At 69.0% G+C, this 16478-nt stretch carries 17 protein-coding genes and 1 tRNA gene; 7 read left to right on the forward strand and 11 right to left on the reverse strand.

Annotated elements, in window-relative coordinates:
* Positions 1 to 2: 2 nt before the first annotated feature.
* Genes H7J06_RS07645 through H7J06_RS07665 form a run of 5 tightly spaced genes read right to left on the reverse strand, consistent with a single transcriptional unit; the run spans position 3 to position 5325 of the window.
* The gene (locus H7J06_RS07645; protein WP_264038120.1) at positions 3 to 1325 is read right to left on the reverse strand and encodes a DUF58 domain-containing protein; all 1323 of its coding nucleotides are present in this window, start codon (positions 1323 to 1325) and stop codon (positions 3 to 5) included.
* On the reverse strand, positions 1325 to 2299 hold the full coding sequence (locus tag H7J06_RS07650) for an AAA family ATPase (protein ID WP_308205723.1): 975 nt from the start codon (positions 2297 to 2299) through the stop codon (positions 1325 to 1327). The genes H7J06_RS07645 and H7J06_RS07650 overlap by 1 nt, the downstream gene beginning before the upstream one ends.
* A complete protein-coding gene (locus tag H7J06_RS07655; protein WP_264038121.1) occupies positions 2296 to 3441 on the reverse strand; it encodes a DUF4350 domain-containing protein in 1146 nt (381 codons plus the stop codon). Before H7J06_RS07655 ends, H7J06_RS07650 begins: the two co-directional genes overlap by 4 nt.
* Entirely contained in the window at positions 3438 to 4091 is a 654-nt protein-coding gene (locus H7J06_RS07660; protein WP_264038122.1) for a DUF4129 domain-containing protein, read from the reverse strand. The genes H7J06_RS07655 and H7J06_RS07660 overlap by 4 nt, the downstream gene beginning before the upstream one ends.
* Position 4092: 1 nt before the next feature.
* Positions 4093 to 5325 carry a DUF7847 domain-containing protein gene (locus H7J06_RS07665; protein ID WP_308205724.1) on the reverse strand — a complete coding sequence of 411 codons (1233 nt, stop codon included), beginning with the start codon at positions 5323 to 5325 and terminating at the stop codon, positions 4093 to 4095.
* A 70-nt stretch (positions 5326 to 5395) separates the two neighbouring features.
* On the opposite strand from H7J06_RS07665, the gene H7J06_RS07670 reads away from it, so the two are divergent.
* From H7J06_RS07670 to H7J06_RS07685, 4 genes are all read left to right on the forward strand, one after another.
* Entirely contained in the window at positions 5396 to 5860 is a 465-nt protein-coding gene (locus H7J06_RS07670; protein ID WP_264038160.1) for a GatB/YqeY domain-containing protein, read from the forward strand.
* A gap of 37 nt (positions 5861 to 5897) precedes the next feature.
* On the forward strand, positions 5898 to 6884 hold the full coding sequence (locus H7J06_RS07675) for an LLM class F420-dependent oxidoreductase (protein ID WP_264038124.1): 987 nt from the start codon (positions 5898 to 5900) through the stop codon (positions 6882 to 6884).
* A gap of 75 nt (positions 6885 to 6959) precedes the next feature.
* Positions 6960 to 7199, forward strand: a complete 240-nt coding sequence (locus H7J06_RS07680) for a hypothetical protein (protein WP_264038125.1) — start codon at positions 6960 to 6962, stop codon at positions 7197 to 7199.
* Positions 7200 to 7295: 96 nt separating this feature from the next.
* Entirely contained in the window at positions 7296 to 7847 is a 552-nt protein-coding gene (locus tag H7J06_RS07685) for a CHAP domain-containing protein (RefSeq protein ID WP_264038126.1), read from the forward strand.
* Between the two features lie 69 nt (positions 7848 to 7916).
* On the opposite strand, the gene H7J06_RS07690 is transcribed toward H7J06_RS07685, so the two are convergent.
* From H7J06_RS07690 to ponA2, 4 genes are all read right to left on the reverse strand, one after another.
* A tRNA-Pro gene (locus H7J06_RS07690) sits at positions 7917 to 7990 on the reverse strand.
* Between the two features lie 310 nt (positions 7991 to 8300).
* Positions 8301 to 9425: an L-cysteine desulfhydrase Cds1 gene (gene cds1 / locus H7J06_RS07695; RefSeq protein ID WP_264038128.1), complete on the reverse strand. Its 1125-nt coding sequence runs from the start codon at positions 9423 to 9425 to the stop codon at positions 8301 to 8303.
* The gene (locus H7J06_RS07700; RefSeq protein WP_264038129.1) at positions 9422 to 10393 is read right to left on the reverse strand and encodes a metallophosphoesterase; all 972 of its coding nucleotides are present in this window, start codon (positions 10391 to 10393) and stop codon (positions 9422 to 9424) included. The genes cds1 and H7J06_RS07700 overlap by 4 nt, the downstream gene beginning before the upstream one ends.
* Positions 10394 to 10466: 73 nt before the next feature.
* Positions 10467 to 12935 (reverse strand): transglycosylase/D,D-transpeptidase PonA2, encoded by a 2469-nt coding sequence (gene ponA2, locus H7J06_RS07705; protein WP_264038130.1) that lies wholly within the window; start codon positions 12933 to 12935, stop codon positions 10467 to 10469.
* Between the two features lie 280 nt (positions 12936 to 13215).
* Here ponA2 and H7J06_RS07710 point away from each other — a divergent pair, with 280 nt between their 5' ends.
* Positions 13216 to 13575 (forward strand): WhiB family transcriptional regulator, encoded by a 360-nt coding sequence (locus H7J06_RS07710; protein ID WP_264038131.1) that lies wholly within the window; start codon positions 13216 to 13218, stop codon positions 13573 to 13575.
* A 10-nt stretch (positions 13576 to 13585) separates the two neighbouring features.
* Here H7J06_RS07710 and bagB read toward each other — a convergent pair whose 3' ends face one another.
* Complete coding sequence (bagB, locus tag H7J06_RS07715; RefSeq protein ID WP_264038132.1) at positions 13586 to 14713, reverse strand: ATPase BagB; 1128 nt, start codon at positions 14711 to 14713, stop codon at positions 13586 to 13588.
* A 31-nt stretch (positions 14714 to 14744) separates the two neighbouring features.
* A complete protein-coding gene (gene bagA / locus H7J06_RS07720) occupies positions 14745 to 15794 on the reverse strand; it encodes an ATPase BagA (RefSeq protein WP_264038133.1) in 1050 nt (349 codons plus the stop codon).
* Positions 15795 to 15842: 48 nt separating this feature from the next.
* Here bagA and sp36 point away from each other — a divergent pair, with 48 nt between their 5' ends.
* Both sp36 and H7J06_RS07730 read left to right on the forward strand, forming a co-directional pair.
* Positions 15843 to 16004, forward strand: a complete 162-nt coding sequence (sp36, locus tag H7J06_RS07725) for a Sp36 family protein (protein WP_156720899.1) — start codon at positions 15843 to 15845, stop codon at positions 16002 to 16004.
* Positions 16001 to 16456: a RidA family protein gene (locus H7J06_RS07730; protein ID WP_264038134.1), complete on the forward strand. Its 456-nt coding sequence runs from the start codon at positions 16001 to 16003 to the stop codon at positions 16454 to 16456. The genes sp36 and H7J06_RS07730 overlap by 4 nt, the downstream gene beginning before the upstream one ends.
* The last annotated feature ends 22 nt before the right edge of the window (positions 16457 to 16478 follow it).

A 16478-nucleotide genomic window follows, 5' to 3' on the forward strand; every position in this document is an offset into this window, starting at 1 on the left:
CGCTACAGCTTGCCGGAGGCCTTCATCGCCAGATAGCGGTCGGCCAAGGCGGGCGCCAATTCCTCGGGCATCGCGTCCACCACGTCGACGCCGTGGCGACGCAACCGCGCCGCCATCGCGCCGCGGTCGTTGCGGGACCGTTCGGCCGCGGCCGCGTCGTACACCTCGGCGGCGTCGGCCCGCCCCGCGGCCAAGCGGTCGACTCTCGGATCGCCGACCGCGGCGAGCACCACCTGGTGCCGGGCGGCCAGCTGCGGCAGCACCGCCATCAGCCCCTCGTCGAGCGCCGAGGAGTTGAGGTCGGTCAGCAGCACCACCAGCGCGCGCCGCCGGATGCGGCGCTGCACCGTGGCGACCGTCGCCGCGGCGTCCGACTCGACCAGCGCCGGCTGCAGCGGTGCCATCGCCTCGACGAGCGCAGGCAGCAGTTCCGAGCGCGTCGCGTTGAAGACCCCGGCTCGAGGCAGCCGATCGTGCGCGACGAAGTCGACGTGATCACCCGCCCGAGATGCCAAGGCGGCCAACAGCAGTGCGGCGTCCATCGACCAGTCCAGTCGCGGCCAGCCACTCGGGTCCCCGGAGGTGGGGTCGACGCCGACCCGGCCCGCGGACGTCCGGCCGGTGTCCAGCACGATGACCACCCGGCGGTCGCGCTCCGGCCGCCACGTGCGGACGACGACGTCGGCCCGCCGCGCCGTCGCGCGCCAGTCGATGGATCGGACGTCGTCGCCGACGACGTATTCGCGCAGCGAGTCGAATTCGGTGCCCTGGCCGCGGATCAGGACGGGGACGGCGCCGTCGAGCTCGCGGAGCTTCGCCAACCGCGACGGCAGGTGCTTGCGCGACAGGAACGGCGGCAGGATGCGCACCTGGGCCGGCACCCGGTGCGAGCTCTGCCGGCCCGCCAGGCCCATGGGGCCCACGGACCGCACCGTCACCAGGTCCGACCGTTGGTCCCCACGGCGGATCGGACGCAGCGTCGTGTCGACCCGAATCCGTTGTCCGCCAGGGATCTTCGCCGCGTGCGTGCGCGGCTCCGCGCGCGCCGACGGTGCCCACGCGTCACGAATCCAGCCGCGGAGTTCGCGGCGGCCCGGATTCTCGACGACCAGTGCCGCGTCGACGGGCTCACCCAACCGGGCGGCGCCGTCGCCAAGTCTGGTGAATCGCAGCCGACGGGTGTTGGCCGCACGCGTCGCGTCGACCACGATGGCCGCCACGAGCAGGACCAGCAGCACCATGAATGTCTCTGCGGGCCACGGCGACACGCCAACGGGGAGGACGCAGATCAGGGCGACCAGTCCGGCCCGGCCGGTGAGCACCACTAGCGCGGTACCGGCACCGCGGACAGGATGCCGTCGAGGACGCCGTCGGGGGTGGCCCCTTCGAGTTCCGCCTCGGGTCGCAGCGCAATGCGGTGTCGCAACGTGGGCCGTGCCATCGCCTTCACGTCGTCGGGGGCGACGTAGTTGCGTCCCGACAACCACGCCCACGACCTCGCCGTCGCGAGCAACGCCGTCGCGCCGCGGGGCGAGACGCCGAGTTGCAGTGCCGGGGACGCCCGCGTCGCGCCCGCGACGTCGACGATGTAGCCCATCACCTCGTCGGCCACCAGCACCCGACTGACCGCTTCGCGTCCCGCGGCGAGTTCGGCGGGTCCCGCCACGGGGCGGATGTCGGAGAGGTTCCGCGGGTCGAAACCCCTGGCGTGCCTGGAGAGAATGGCGATCTCCTGATCGCGCGGCGGCAGCGGCACGTTGAGCTTGAGCAGGAAGCGGTCCAGCTGTGCCTCCGGCAGCTGGTAGGTGCCCTCGTACTCGATGGGGTTCTGGGTCGCCGCGACGATGAACGGATCGGGGAGGGCGCGGGCGTCACCGTCGACGGTGACCTGACGCTCCTCCATGGCTTCCAGAAGTGCGGCCTGGGTCTTCGGCGGCGTGCGATTGATCTCGTCGGCCAGAAGGAGATTGGTGAACACGGGCCCGGCACGGAACTCGAACTCGGCCGTGCGCGCGTCGTACACCAGCGATCCCGTGACGTCGCCGGGCATCAGGTCCGGGGTGAACTGGACGCGCTTGAAGTCCAATTGGAGCGCCGCGGCCAACGTGCGCACCAACAGCGTCTTGGCGACTCCGGGGACGCCCTCCAGCAGGACGTGGCCGCGGCACAGCAGCGCGATCACCAGGCCGCTGATCACGGCGTCCTGCCCGACGACCGCCTTGGCGATCTCGGAACGCAACGCCAGCAATGCGTTTCGAGCGCCGTCGGCGTCCGTGGGGGAAGTCGTTGGATGAGTCACGAGGTGGCGACCTGCCTTTCGATGTCGTCGAGTAGCCGCGAGAGGTTGAGCAGTTGCGCGTCGTCGGATGGGTCCGGCCCGAAGAGTGCGTACTCGACGGTGGCCGGGTCGTAACGAATGCGGCGGGCGACCGTCTCGACGACGGACGCGGGGTCTGACTGGGCGCCGAGGCCGAGCCGGGGGAGGGTGCGCAGCAGCACCGAGGTCCGAAGCGCCGACGCGGCGCGATCGCGCGCGCGTCGGGACCGGTACAGCCGGCCGCGGCCCTCGACGGTCTCCGAGGCGCGCACCACCACCGGAAGGTCTTCGGCCACCAGCGGACCGATCCGGCGACCCTTCCACAACGCCACGAATCCCACGGCGAGGCAGAGCTGCAGCACGATCCAGCCGACCCGGCCGGGGATGAGGTCCATGATCGACGTGGCGCCGTCCGACTCACCGGCGATGCGGCCGGGGGTGTACCAGATGACCCGCGGCCGGGCGCCCGCCAGGTTCATCGCCAAGGCGGCGTTGCCCTCCTGCAGCAGCCCCGCGTTGGTCATGAAGTCGGCCGCGCCGACGACGGTGATCGTACGGCCGCGCTCGGTGTAGCGGACCAACGCGCCGTCGTAGCAGCGGGCGACTTGGGGGCCGCCGTCGACCGGTTCGTAGGTGTCGCTGAGGTTGAGCTGTACGCGGCCCGCACGGGTGGCTTCGCCGACGTCGCAGCGAGGTTCGCCGCCGAAGCTGGTGTGGTCGGCCGTCTGTATCCCCGGCGCCAACGCCTCCCGGGTCCACGACGACGGCTCGACGAGCAGCACGTCCCCCGGCAGGTTCTCGAGCCGTTCCAATCCGGCGTCGTCCACCAAGTACGGGGTGGGCGCGACCAGCAGCAGGGAGTCCGGACGCGCGGCCCGCTCGACTCCCGCGAGATCCTTGGTGGCCACCACGTCGACCCCGCGATCCTTCAGCAGCGCGATCAAGGCATGGGCGCCGTCCGGCGACGTGGCGTCGGGGTTCATCCGGCCGCCCTGTCGCGGGGCGGTCAAATAGGCGGAGACGGCCGAGACGCCGATGACGAGCACCAGGGCCAGCAACACCCATCGCAGGGTCCGCCACCGCTGCACGACGGTGGCGCCGACTGCCGAGGTGGTGTCGCTCATCGCACCTCGACCCAGGCGTCGGCCGGGCCCGAGCTGCCCCGGTCGGTCGCGGCGCCGACGACGTGGCGCAGCAGGTGGTCGTCGAGGTCGGCGATCATCCGGTACGGAGGTTCGGTGCCGGGCAACTCGCCGTAGGTGACGTCGTTGAATGCCGTTGCCGCGCGGCGTAATTCGTCGGCCTGGTCCGGAATGGCCCGACCGGCGTCGCGGGCGAGCTCGGTCGCGGTGCGCCCCGGCACGGGCAGCAGGACCGCGGTCTCCTCGAGGTGGCGCGCTATGGCCCGCAGGCGTTGTCGGATCGCCGTCGTCCAATCGCCCTGGGAAGCAGCCGTTTCCGCGGCGGCCCGGTGCTCCGCCGAGCTCATCTCGGCCGAGGAGAACAACCCGCCGAGGCGGCCGCGATTGGTGCGCATGGTGCGCCGCGCCACCCGGATGGCCACCACGACGACTACCGCCACCAGCACGAGCAGGACGGTGATCGTGAGCCACCCGCCGGGCACCGAGGCGCCGCCGGACATGATCTTGAACAGCAGGTCGTCCAGCAGGCGCCCGAGTTGGTCGGTGAGGGAGCCGCGCGGATAGATGGGCTTGTTCAGCTCGCGCTGCGCGGCGTCGTGCGCCGCGTCGCGGTCGATGTCGATGGTGGACACGTCAGCGTTGCCGGGTGAGCCACAGATCGTCGGTGGACTCGACCGCCCCGTTCGCCCCCGTCCGCAGCACCAGGTCGAAGGCCTCGGCCCTGATCCGGCGGTCGGCGTAGAGGAGGACCACGACCCCGGCGCTGAACGGGGCCGTGATGATCTGACCGATCGCGCCGCCGACGCTGATCAGCACCACCGCGAGCACCATCATGGTCGTGGACTCGCCGACGACCAGCATGACCTGGCCGACGAGGCTGAATGGCACCGTGACCGCGCCGGAGATCACGCTGGTGATGACGGCCGCCAGCAGGCGGATGCCGAAGACCCGCCAGAAGTCGTTCTTGACCAGGCGGAACGAGCGCGAGATGGAGGCCTTGACGCCGATGCGCTCCAGCACGATCAGCGTCGGGGCGAAGCTCAGCATCGTGTACAGGTAGACGAGCCCGGCGACCAAGGCCAGGGTGAGCAACCCACCGACCACGAATGCCGCTCCGCCACCCACTGTTTCGGCGACGGCCACCACCACGCCCACGACCACGGCGATCAACACCGCGGCACCGATCGCCTCCAGCGCGGTGATGCCGAGCAGGGGGAGCAGCCGCCCCCGCGCCCGTCGCCACGCCTCTCCGACGCCGATGGTCGCACCGAAGATCGCGCGACCCACCACGACCGTGAGCAGGCCGCTGAGCACGATGCCTGCCAGCACGGTGGCGATGGTGGCGGCGACGCTGGACAGCAGCAGCCCCACGATCGAGGAGTCGGAGATCTCCGTGGGGTCGGACTGTCCGAATCCGTCAAGCGCGCTCGGCGACAACATGCCGCTGGTCGCCAGCGGCCCGATCTGCAGGAGCAGGGAGACGACCTGGGCCACCACCATGACGATGGTGGTCAGGCCGAGGGTGGCCTTGGGATTGGCCCGGATGTAGGAGACAGACGCGTTGAAGATGTCCGACATCCCGAGCGGGCGCAACGGGATGATGCCGGGCTTGAGCGCCGGCGGCGGTCCGATCGGCGGGTACCCAGGCGGCGGGTAGCCCTGGTAGCCCGGTGGCGGGTAGTACCCGGACTGCGGCGGGTAGCCCGGTGGCTGGTAACCCGGCGGCGGGTAGTAGCCGGGTGTTGGCGGATACCCCGGTGGCTGGTAGCCCGGTGGCGGCTGGTGCTGCGGCGGGACCTGCCCGTAGGCGGGTGGCGGATATGCGGGCGGCGGTGGGACGGCGGGGCCGCCGGCTTCGCTGCTCATGTCTCCCATCCTGTCGATACCGGCGATCAATGACAACGTGTCCGGGGTGCCCGAGCGTAGCGTCTACGCCATGGCGGAACTCAAGGATCGGCTGCGCGCCGACCTCACGGTGGCGATGAAGGCACGGGACAAGCTGACCACGGCGACGCTGAGGATGCTGATCGCCGCGATCCAGTCCGAGGAGGTGTCGGGCACCGCCGTGCGCGAGCTCTCCGACGACGACGTCCTCAAGGTGCTGGCCCGCGAGTCGCGCAAGCGCGGCGAGGCCGCGCAGATCTACGTGTCGAACGGGCGCGGGGAACTGGCGGCTAACGAACGGGCGGAGGCCCAGGTCATCGACGCCTATCTTCCCACTCAGCTCAACGACGACGAGCTCGCCAACGTGGTGAACACCGCGATCGCTCAGGTGGCCGAGGACATCGGGCACCGGCCGGGCACCAAGCAGATGGGCCAGGTGATGAAGGCGGCCATGGCCATCGCCGAGGGCAAGGCGGACTCGGCACGCCTGTCGGCGGCGGTGAAGGACCGGCTCTAGCCGGTTTTCCTCCGCCGTACCGGGGTAGCCGTACTCCATGACCCGATTCGGCTACACCCTGATGACAGAGCAGAGCGGCCCGAAACAGCTTGTGGAGTATGCGGTTTCGGCTGAACGACTGGGCTTCGACTTCGAGGTCTCCAGCGACCACTACTCGCCGTGGCTGTCGGCGCAGGGCCACGCGCCCAATGCCTGGACGCTGCTCGGGGCGGTGGCGCAGGCCACCGAGCGCGTCGAGCTCTTCACCTACGTGACGTGCCCGACGGTCCGGTACCACCCCGCGATCGTGGCTCAGCAGGCCGCCACGTTGCAGATTCTCGCCGACGGCAGGTTCACCCTCGGGGTCGGCAGCGGCGAGAACCTCAACGAGCACGTCGTCGGCCGGGGATGGCCGACGATCAAGCGGCGCCAGGACATGCTTCGCGAGGCCGTGCAGATCATCCGCGAACTGTTCACCGGCGAGATGGTGGACTGGAAGGGCGACTACTTCGAGGTGGACTCCGCGCGCCTGTGGGACGTGCCGGAGGTACCCGTCGCGATCGCCGCCGCGGTGTCCGGGGAGCGTTCGGTGCAGACCTTCTCGCCGTTGGTCGAGCACCTGATCGCCGTCGAACCCGACAAGGACCTGGTCGACGGGTGGCATGCCGCCCGCAAGGGCACCGGGTTGCCCGGCGACTCCCGGGTCGTCGGCCAAATCCCCATCTGCTGGGACACCGACGAGGCCACCGCCGTCGCGCGGGCCCACGAGCAGTTCCGGTGGTTCGCCGGCGGTTGGTCCGTCAACGCCGACCTGCCCACCACGGCGGGTTTCGCGGGTGCCACCCAATTCGTCCGCGAGGAAGACGTGGCGTCGTCGATTCCCTGCGGACCGGACCTCGACAAGATCGTCGAGGCGGTGCGTGAGTACTGGGAGGCGGGCTTCACCGACATCGCCCTGGTGCAGGTGGGCGACGAGGGACAGGACCGCTTCCTCGACCAGGCCGCCGCCCCACTGCTGGAGAAACTTCGCAACGCCGCTGGTTGAGACCCGTCGGGTTTGGCATTCGCCGTTCTGGGAAGACCTTTGCCGGTAGCAAACCTACGAGGAGGCATCGTGGTCGTGACCTTGCTCATTGCATACACCGCCGTGGCGCTGGTCGCGGCCGTCGTGGTGTTCGTCGCCAGCGCGCGTCTCGGTGACGAGCGTCGGCCCCCTCCGGAGCGCTTCGGTCTGAGCCTCGCGGCGGGTGCGGTGTGGCCCGTCATCCTGCTTGGCCTGGCCGAATTCAGCTCGTTCGCGGTATACGCCAAGGCGCACCAGCACGACGACGAGACCGAACGGGTGCTGGTCAAGGTCTAGGTCAGGTCGACGGTCACGATTCGGTACGAAATCGTGACCGTTTTGAGATAACCTCGTGTGGCGGGTCGGGGAGGACCATCGCGCGAGAGGTTTACCATGTTCGGTTTCGAATCGAATGCACGCCACAGCACCACCGCAGGTCGGTCGAGTTCACTCGGCGCCACGATTCGGCGGGCGGCTGCTGCCATCGCCGTCGCAGCCTTCGCCACGGGGCTGGGTGCCCAAGCAGTCGTCGTCGCGTCCCCGGCAGCCGCCGACACGGTCGACCAACTCGCCATCCGCACCGTCGGGCGCACACAGGCCATCAACCCGGGCACCCCCGGACAGTGCACCTGGGGCGCGGCCGAGAAGTGGTTCGAGGTCACCGGGTCCTATCCGGCGATGCGGGGCGACGCCCTGAATTGGACCAACGCGGCGTCGGCCGCGGGCTACACCGTGGTGGACACCCCGCAGGACCGGTCGCTCGTGGTCTTCCAGCCCGGTGTCGCCGGTGCGGGCGGTTACGGGCACGTCGCATGGGTCGACTCCGTGTCCCCGGGCGGGCAGTTCATCCACGTGACGGAGATGAACGGGCTCGCCGGCGAGGGTCTCTGGAACGACCGCGACGTCCAGAACGTCCCGGGCATGGCGTACGTGCTGCTGCCCTGACCGGGCCCCGAAAAACAGAAAACCCCGGCCGGTGGAACCGGTCAGGGCCTCTGAGCTGCATTTACGCGGTCGGGGTAGCGGGATTCGAACCCACGACCTCTTCGTCCCGAACGAAGCGCGCTACCAAGCTGCGCCATACCCCGCGTAGAGCGTCGTCAGCTTAACGCACCGAGCCAGTCGGAAGCCAAACGCCTGGGCCGTCGCGCCCGGCGTGATTGGCGAACCTGTGAATGGGTAGACAGTGTCGAACGCGAAGACGGTCAGACGCCGTCCCGCGGAATGTAATTCCACGCTGGCGACGTTGTAACCAGCACGTTCGACCATCTTCTCGAGGAGAGGCATTCACATGACCGGGTTGGGAGCCACGATGTACTTCGGGTTGTTCGCCATCGCCGCATTGTGGCTGTTCGCGACCTCCGACCGCTTCAGCCGTAGCGCGTTCCAGAGCGGCGATCAGACCCAGCGACCCGAGCGCTCGAACTCGTGGAGCACCGAAGCCGACTCCGAGGGGTCCAGCCCCTGGCTGGTGAGCCACTCCGAGTCGAAGTAGGTGTCGGCGTAGCGCTCGCCGGCGTCGCACAGCAGCGTCACCACCGACCCGCTACGACCCTCCGAGACCATCTCGGCGAGCAGCGTGAACGCCCCCCACACGTTGGTTCCCGTCGACGGTCCCACCTTGCGGCCCAGCACCCCGCTGACGTGATGTGCCGCGGCCACCGACGCCGCGTCGGGCACCACCATCATCCGGTCGATCACGTCCGGTAGGAACGACGGCTCAACTCGCGGCCTGCCGATGCCCTCGATCCGCGAGGACCTGCCGACGACGTCGCGGCGGCCCTCTGCATACGACGGGAAGAACGCCGAGTTCTGCGGATCCACCACGCACAACTGCGTGTCGTGGCGTCGATACCGCAGATAGCGGCCGATCGTCGCGCTGGTGCCACCGGTGCCTGCCCCGACGACCACCCAGTCCGGTATTGGGAAGCGCTCCTCGCGCATCTGGTCGAAGATCGACTCCGCGATGTTGTTGTTCCCACGCCAGTCGGTTGCCCGCTCGGCATTGGTGAACTGGTCGAGGTAGTGCCCGCCGGTCTCCTTCGCCAGACGCTCCGCCTCGGCATACACCTCACCGGACTGGGCGACGAAATGGCAACGGCCACCCTGTGATTCGATCAGACGGATCTTCGTGGCACTCGTCGACGACGGCATGACGGCGATGAACGGCAACCGCAGCATCGCCGCGAAGTAGGCCTCGGAGACCGCCGTCGACCCCGACGAGGCCTCGATGATCGTCGTGTTCTCACCGACCCAGCCGTTGCACAGCGCGTACAGGAAGAGCGACCGCGCCAGCCGGTGCTTGAGACTGCCGGTGATGTGGGTCGTCTCGTCCTTCAGGTACAGCTGGACACTGAAGTCCGAGCCGCCCGAATCCGCTGAACCACACCATGCCGAGGGCAACGGATACCGCAACAGATGGGTGTCCGCGCTCCGCCTGGCGTCGGCCTCGATCAGTCGTATCGCGTTGTCCACCCAGGCGCGCGGGTACCGGCGAACGGTGACGGAGTCGCGGCCGGTCAACGCGCCGATACGGTCGGGTGCGACATGCTGACCCGGCTGCCGAGGCTGCCCCCGCCGGTCGGGGCGGCCACCAGCGTCAACAGGGTCGCCTCGGGCCGGCAGCAGAACCGGTAGGGCGCGTACGGCGACGTGCCCAGCCCCGCGGAGACGTGCAACTGCATGTGGGCGCCCCATCGCGACGGACCCTTGGCCCGCGACGGGTCCAGATCGCAATTGGTGACCACCGCGCCCTTGAACGGCAGGCACAGCTGCCCACCGTGGGTGTGTCCGGCCAGCACCAACTGGTAGCCGTCGGCCGCGAACCGGTCGAGCACCCGCGTGTAGGGCGCGTGGGTCATGCCGAGGGTCAGGTTCGCCGCCGGGCTCGCCGGGCCGGCGACCGTGTCGTAGCGGTCGCGGGACAGGTGCGGGTCGTCCACGCCGGCGACGGCGACGAGCTGGCCCTTCACCTCGATCTCGCGACGGGTGTGCGTCATGTCCAGCCAGCCGCGCTCGGTGAACGCCGCGCGCAGGTCCTGCCACGGCAGCGGCTCACCGGTGACGCGATGTGTCGGCTTGAACAGATAGTTCGTCGGGTTCTTCGGCGACGGGCCGAAGTAGTCGTTGCTGCCGAAGACGAACAGCCCCGGTACCGACAGCAGGTCACCGAGCGCCTGGACCACCGACGGCACGGCCTTGGGGTGCGACAGGTTGTCACCGGTGTTGATGACGAGGTCGGGCTCCCACCCGGCGAGCTCGCGGATCCACTCCTGCTTGCGGCGCTGCCGCGGCGTCATGTGGAGATCGCTCAGATGCAGCACGCGGAGCGGGGCGGACCCCGGCGTCAGCACCGGCATCGTCGTCTCCCGCACGACGAACGCATTGCGTTCGATCAACGTGGCGTAGGCGATCCCCGTGGCCAGTGACCCGGCGGCCAGCGAGCCGGCAAGGGTGGCGGGGTTCTTCAATACCGTCGAACGGGCGAGCATGGGTGCAGCCTACTGCCACATCCTGACCGCCACCGCCTCTCCGGCTGCCGGATCGCCGACCGCGCGGGTCGGGTTACGGAGGCGGCGGCGGTGGTGGCGGGCCCAGTACCGGAACGGTGATGGGCGGCAGACCGGGGATCATCACGACCGTCGACCCCACGGGCGCGGGAATCGCGTTCGGGTCGTTCGGGTCGATCGGCAATCCCGGCGGCGGGGGCGGCGGTGCCGGCGGAATGCCGTTGCTGATCTGGATCGTGATGATCGACCCCGGCACCGTCTGACCGGCGGGAGACGTTCCGACGACCGCACCCGCAGGCGAGTTGCTGTTGACCGGGTTGGCCTGATCGGCAACCTGGAAGCCGGCGTCCTTCAGACGTTGCCGGGCCAGGTCCTGCGTCATGCCGCCCACGCTGGGCACCTTCGAACCCGGTGCGCCGTCGACGTATCGCGGGTCGGTCGGCGGTAGCGCCACGTCGTCGGGGGTGAACTGCTTCATCGCGGTGAACCAGGTGCGCGCCGGCTCGTTGCCGCCGTAGAGGTTGCCCGAGCCGCACTGCCGCAGCGGGAACGAGCACAGGTCCGACGGCGACGAGGAGTCGTCGTAGATGTAGTTGGCGGCCGCGAAGGCGTTGGTGAACCCGAAGAAGCCCGAGGACCGGTGAGCCTCCGTGGTACCGGTCTTGCCCGACACCGGCAGGCTCCAGCCGGCCGAGCTGGCCGCGCTCGCGGCGGTTCCGCTCTGGTCGTCCTTGCTCATCGCGTTGGCGAGGGTGTTGGCCAGACCCTCGGGGACGACCTGCTCGCACGTCTCGGTGGTGACGGAGACGTCCTTGCCGTTGCGGTCGTAGATCTTGTCGATCGGGTTGGGCGGGCACCACGTGCCCCCGGAGGCGAGGGTGGCGGCGACGTTGGACAGCTCCAGCGGGTTGACCTCGATGGGACCGAGGGTGAACGAGCCCAGATTCTGCCGCTTGACGAAGTCGGCCAGGCTCTCGTTGCTGTCGGGGTCGTAGGCGCGGGCGGTGCCCGGCAGCGCGTAGGAGCGCAACCCGAGCTTGACCGCCATGTCGACGGTGCGTTGCACTCCGACCTGCGAGATGAGCTTGGCGAACGCCGTGTTGGGCGAGGTCGCGAGGGCGTCGGTGACGCTGATGGCGCCGCGGTAGCTGCCGTCGTTCAGCACGCACCACGTGGCCGGCGGGCACCCCTTCGCGCCGCCGCTGCCGAGGCCCTTGGCCTCGAACCGCCCCGGAGCGTCGAGCTGGGCGTTGATGCCCATGCCCATCTCCAGCGCCGCCGAGGTGGTGAAGACCTTGAAGATGGACCCCGCGCCGTCACCCACCAGCGAGAAGGGCTGGGGTTGCATGGTCTCCCCGGCGTCGCTGTTCAACCCATAGGTGCGGTTGGAGGCCATGGCCACGATCGGGTGGCTGTCCTTGCCGGGCTTGATGACGCTCATCACGCTGGCGACGCCGTCGAGGTCGGGCGCGGCGAAGTTGGTGATCGACGACTTCACCGAATTCTGGATGTCGGGGTCCAGGGTGGTCTTGATGAGGTAGCCGCCCTTGGCGACCTGTTCCTTGCTGATCCCGGCGCGAGCGAGGTAGTCGAGCACGTAGTCGCAGAAGAAGGCACGGTCGCCCGCCGCGATGCAACCACGCGGCAATTCGTTGGGCTGCGGGAGCACACCGAGGGGCTCCTGCTTCGCCGCGCGAAGGGCGTCGGCCTCCTGCGGCACGTTGGCGATCATGGTGTCCAGCACCACGTTTCGACGCTCCAGGGCACCCTCGGGGTTGGTGTAGGGATTCAGCGCGCTGGTCGACTGCACCATGCCGGCCAAGAGGGCGGCCTGCTGCCAGTTCAGCTGGGAGGCGTCGACTCCGAAGTAGGTCTGCGCGGCGTCCTGCACGCCAAACGCGCCGTTGCCGAACGACACCAGGTTCAGGTATCGCGTCAGGATCTCCGACTTGGTGAACGTCTTGTCCAACGTCAGCGCCATGCGGATCTCGCGCAGCTTGCGGGCGGGCGTGGTCTCGATCGCGGCGCGCTTCTCGGCGTCGGTCTGCGCGATCACCAGCAGTTGGTAGTTCTTCACGTACTGCTGCTCGAGGGTGGAACCACCGCGGGTGTCGGCGGCGCCGGTGACGTATCCGGACAGCCCGGTGAGCGTGCCCTTCCAGTCGACGCCGTTGTGTTCGGCAAACCGCTTGTCCTCGATCGAGACGATGGCCAACTTCATCGAGTTGGCGATCTGGTCGCTGCGCACTTCGAAGCGCCGCTGGTTGTACAGCCACGCGAGGGTGTTGCCCTTGGCGTCGACCATCGTCGACACGGCGGGAACCTCGCCCTCCACCAGCTGAGCGGAGCCGTTGGCGACGACGTCGGAGGCGCGGTTGGACATCAGACCGAAGCCGCCGACGACCGGGAACATCAGTCCTGCGGCGACGACGCTGGCCAGCAATATGCACCAGGCGAGCTTGATGAGCGTGACCGCGGCGGGCGCGCGCCGCGGCGGCGGCGTCGCCTGCGATCGGTCGGGCATGGCTACAGAGTAGCGAGACCAATCCTTACCAGCGTCGCAGCGGTGCTTCTAACCCCTCGAGCACCCACTGTGCAACCGCAAATCATGGCCGATGACGTATCACGGCACGGTCGTCCCAAAAATTCGTGATTTAGCTGTTGCGCAAAACCACCCTGACCACCTAGCTTTGACTGACAGTGCGATCTAAGTAACACTCCCAATCGCAATGTGGCGTAGATCGCAATGGCGTTCTACACCGAGGTGCGCCGTCGCAGGGGGCGGCTGGACGAAGGGATCGCTGGTGTCAGGAATACGGCCCGCGGCGCGCAGGACAGTCATGAGTTCCCCAGTCAACGGTGTGGTGGTCCAAAGCGCCGAAGCCGAAGCGCGCATCGCGTGGGTTTCCCAGGCTCGCTGCCGCCAGGCCGATCCCGACGAGTTGTTCGTCCGCGGCGCCGCCCAGCGCAAGGCGGCCGTGATCTGCCGCCATTGCCCGGTGATCTCCGAATGTGGCGCAGACGCCCTGGACAACCGGGTGGAGTTCGGCGTCTGGGGCGGCATGACCGAGCGTCAGCGCCGGGCGCTGCTCAAGCAGCATCCCGAGGTCGTGTCCTGGGCCGAGTTCTTCGCCGCCCAGCGCAAACACCGCAGCGCCGTCTGAGCCGTTCGGCTCACTCCAGGTCGCCGGTGATCTGATCGGCGATCGCGCGTAGCGCCTCCAGATCAGACACGTCGAACGGCAGCGACGGCACCCCGACGATCGCCACTTGAGGGTTGGCGCCGGTGAATCGCGACAGCAGCCGCACTTCCCGCTTCGCGGTCTGAGCCCGATCGGCATGCACGCGCAGCACGGCCGCCGCCAGCCCGTCCGTCTGCCCGTCGGCATCCAGCTGGTCGGCGGCCTCCCTGGCCTTGTCGGTCTGCAGATCGCACAGCGTGGGGTGCGTGCGGTTGAGGATGAGGCCGGCCAGCGGCATCTTCTCACTCGACAGGCGGTCGACGAAGAAGGACGCCTCCCGCAGCGCGTCGGGCTCGGCGGCCGAGACGACGACGAACTGGGTGCCCCGGCGCTTCAGCAATTCGTAGGTGCGGTCGGCCTTTTCGCGAAAACCGCTGAACGTCGAGTCCAGGGCTTGAACGAAACCCGCTGCATCCGAGAGCATCTGGGAGCCCAGGACGGTCGACAGCGCCTTCATGGCCAACCCCACCGCGCCGGTCACCAGCTTGCCGATGCCCCGGCCCGGCGCCAACAGCAGGCGCCACAGCCGACTGTCCATGAAGCTGCCGAGCCGCTTTGGCGCGTCGAGGAAGTCCAGCGCGTTGCGCGACGGGGGAGTGTCCACGACGACCAGATCCCACTTGTCCTCGCCCAGCAGCTGGCCGAGCTTCTCCATGGCCATGTACTCCTGCGTGCCGGCGAGGGACGTGGCGACGGTTTGGTAGAACTGGTTCTCCAGAATCGCCTCGGCGCGGTCGCCGCCGGAGTACTGGATGACCATCTCGTCGAACGTGCGGCGCATGTCGAGCATCATCGCGTGCAACTCGCCGGTCACCTCGGGGGCCAGTGGCACGCGTTGCGGCGTGTTGCCGAGGTCCTTGATGCCCAAGGCCTGCGCGAGCCGCTTGGCCGGGTCGATGGTCAAGACGACCACGGTGCGGCCGTACTCGGCGGCCCGCAGCGCCATCGCCGCGGCGGTCGTCGTCTTTCCGACACCGCCTGCGCCGCAACACACTACGACTCGGTTGGAGCGATCCGACAGGACGGAGCGCAGGTCGAGGGCGGCGGGTGTGGTGCTCATCGCTGGTTCTCCTGGTGGTCTTCGCTGGCGCTCATCGCACGCCTTGCTGGGAGAGTGCTTCGGCGAGCTCGTACAGGCTGCCCAGGTCGACGCCGTCGGAGATGGCGGGCAGTTCGAGCCGCGGTATGTCGACCTCGTCGAGCTGGGCCGCGCTCTCCGCCCGCGCGCTGACCCGCGTCGCGTGCTGAATCGTCTCGGTGAGCAAGCCGGCGAAGTCCGCGTCGCCCAACGTGATTCCGGCCTTCGCGAGTCCCGCTCGCACCGAGTCCGCGTCGACGTCCCCCTCGGCTGCCTTCGCGATGTCGTCCGCGTCGAGGTAGGCCGGGATGTTGCGGTTGACGATGACGCTGCCGATCGGCAGCCCGAGCTCCTTGAGCTCGTCGATGGCCTCGAGGGTCTCCTGAATGGGTAGGGCCTCCAGCAGGGTGACGAGGTGGATGGCCGTGAGCTCGGAGTGCAGCAGCTTGACCACGCCGTCGGCTTGGGAATGCACGGGTCCGCCCTTCGCCAGGTCCGAGACGGCCTTGGTGACGTCGAGGAAGCGGGCGATGCGTCCGGTCGGCGGCGAGTCGACCACCACGGCGTCATAACCCGTCGGCTTGCCCTTCGAGCCCTTGGAGCGCTCCTTCTCGGCTCGGACGACGATCTCCTTGATCTTGCCGGTCAGCAGCACGTCACGCAGGCCGGGCGCAATCGTGGTCGCGAACTCGACGGCGCCGATGCGGCGCATCGCCCGACCCGCGATCCCGAGGTTGTAGAACATGTCGAGGTACTCGAGGAACGCCGCCTCGGTGTCGATGGCCAGCGCGTTGACTTCGCCGCCGCGCTCGGCGGTCGCGATCTTCACCTCTTCGTACGGCAGCGGAGGCACGTCGAAGAGCTGCGCGATGCCCTGGCGTCCCTCGACCTCGACGAGCAGAACCCTCCGACCGCCCGCCGCGAGGGCCAACGCCAGCGACGCGGCGATGGTCGACTTCCCGGTACCGCCCTTGCCGGTGACGAAGTGCAGCCGCGCCTTGTTCAGCCGGGACGGCCAGCCAACGGAATTGCGGTTGCTCGATCCGGGAACATCGTTGCTCACTACTGCATGCTAGCCATCGCGCACACAGGCACCGATAAGCTCGGGCCCATGAGCGAACTGATCAAGTGGGAATACGTGACGGTGGCACTCCTGACGCACGCGACCAAGCAGATCCTCGACCAGTGGGGTGAGGACGGATGGGAGCTGGTCTCCATCGTTCCCGGGCCCACGGGCGAGCAGTTGGTGGCCTACATGAAGCGACCAAAGTGACGATCCTGGAACGGCTTGCGGAGCTGGGCGTCGAACTGCCCGCCGTGGTCGCCCCACTGGCCGCCTACGTGCCCGCCGTTCGGACGGGCACCCTCGTCTACACCTCGGGGCAGCTGCCGATGATCGACGGTGAACTGCCGAAGGCAGGCAAGGTCGGCGCCGAGGTCACCGCCGAGGAGGCCAAGGACCTCGCGCGTACCTGCGCGCTGAACGCACTGGCCGCCGTCCACGCCCTCGTCGGGGTCGACTCGGTGGTCCGCGTGGTCAAGGTGGTCGGATTCGTGGCGTCCGCACCGGGTTTCAACGGTCAGCCCGGAGTGGTCAACGGGGCGTCGCAACTCCTCGGTGACGTCTTCGGCGACGCGGGGGTGCACGCCCGCTCGGCGGTCGGAGTGTCCGAATTGCCGCTGAATGCTCCGGTGGAAGTGGAGCTGATCGTCGAGGTCGCGTGAGCGACGATCAGGCGGAGGTCGC

The sequence above is a fragment of the Mycolicibacterium hodleri genome (genome assembly GCF_025822245.1).
Classification (GTDB): domain Bacteria; phylum Actinomycetota; class Actinomycetes; order Mycobacteriales; family Mycobacteriaceae; genus Mycobacterium; species Mycobacterium hodleri.

Bases quoted from the DNA above. Each gene is read 5' to 3' on its own strand.
- H7J06_RS07665 (WP_308205724.1), bottom strand. From the start codon at position 5,325: ATGAGCAGCGAAGCCGGCGGCCCCGCCGTCCCACCGCCGCCCGCATAT.
- sp36 (WP_156720899.1), top strand. From the start codon at position 15,843: ATGAGCGAACTGATCAAGTGGGAATACGTGACGGTGGCACTCCTGACG.
- H7J06_RS07670 (WP_264038160.1), top strand. From the start codon at position 5,396: ATGGCGGAACTCAAGGATCGGCTGCGCGCCGACCTCACGGTGGCGATG.
- H7J06_RS07675 (WP_264038124.1), top strand. From the start codon at position 5,898: ATGACCCGATTCGGCTACACCCTGATGACAGAGCAGAGCGGCCCGAAA.
- bagB (WP_264038132.1), bottom strand. From the start codon at position 14,713: ATGAGCACCACACCCGCCGCCCTCGACCTGCGCTCCGTCCTGTCGGAT.
- H7J06_RS07655 (WP_264038121.1), bottom strand. From the start codon at position 3,441: ATGAGCGACACCACCTCGGCAGTCGGCGCCACCGTCGTGCAGCGGTGG.
- ponA2 (WP_264038130.1), bottom strand. From the start codon at position 12,935: ATGCCCGACCGATCGCAGGCGACGCCGCCGCCGCGGCGCGCGCCCGCC.
- H7J06_RS07685 (WP_264038126.1), top strand. From the start codon at position 7,296: ATGTTCGGTTTCGAATCGAATGCACGCCACAGCACCACCGCAGGTCGG.
- H7J06_RS07700 (WP_264038129.1), bottom strand. From the start codon at position 10,393: ATGCTCGCCCGTTCGACGGTATTGAAGAACCCCGCCACCCTTGCCGGC.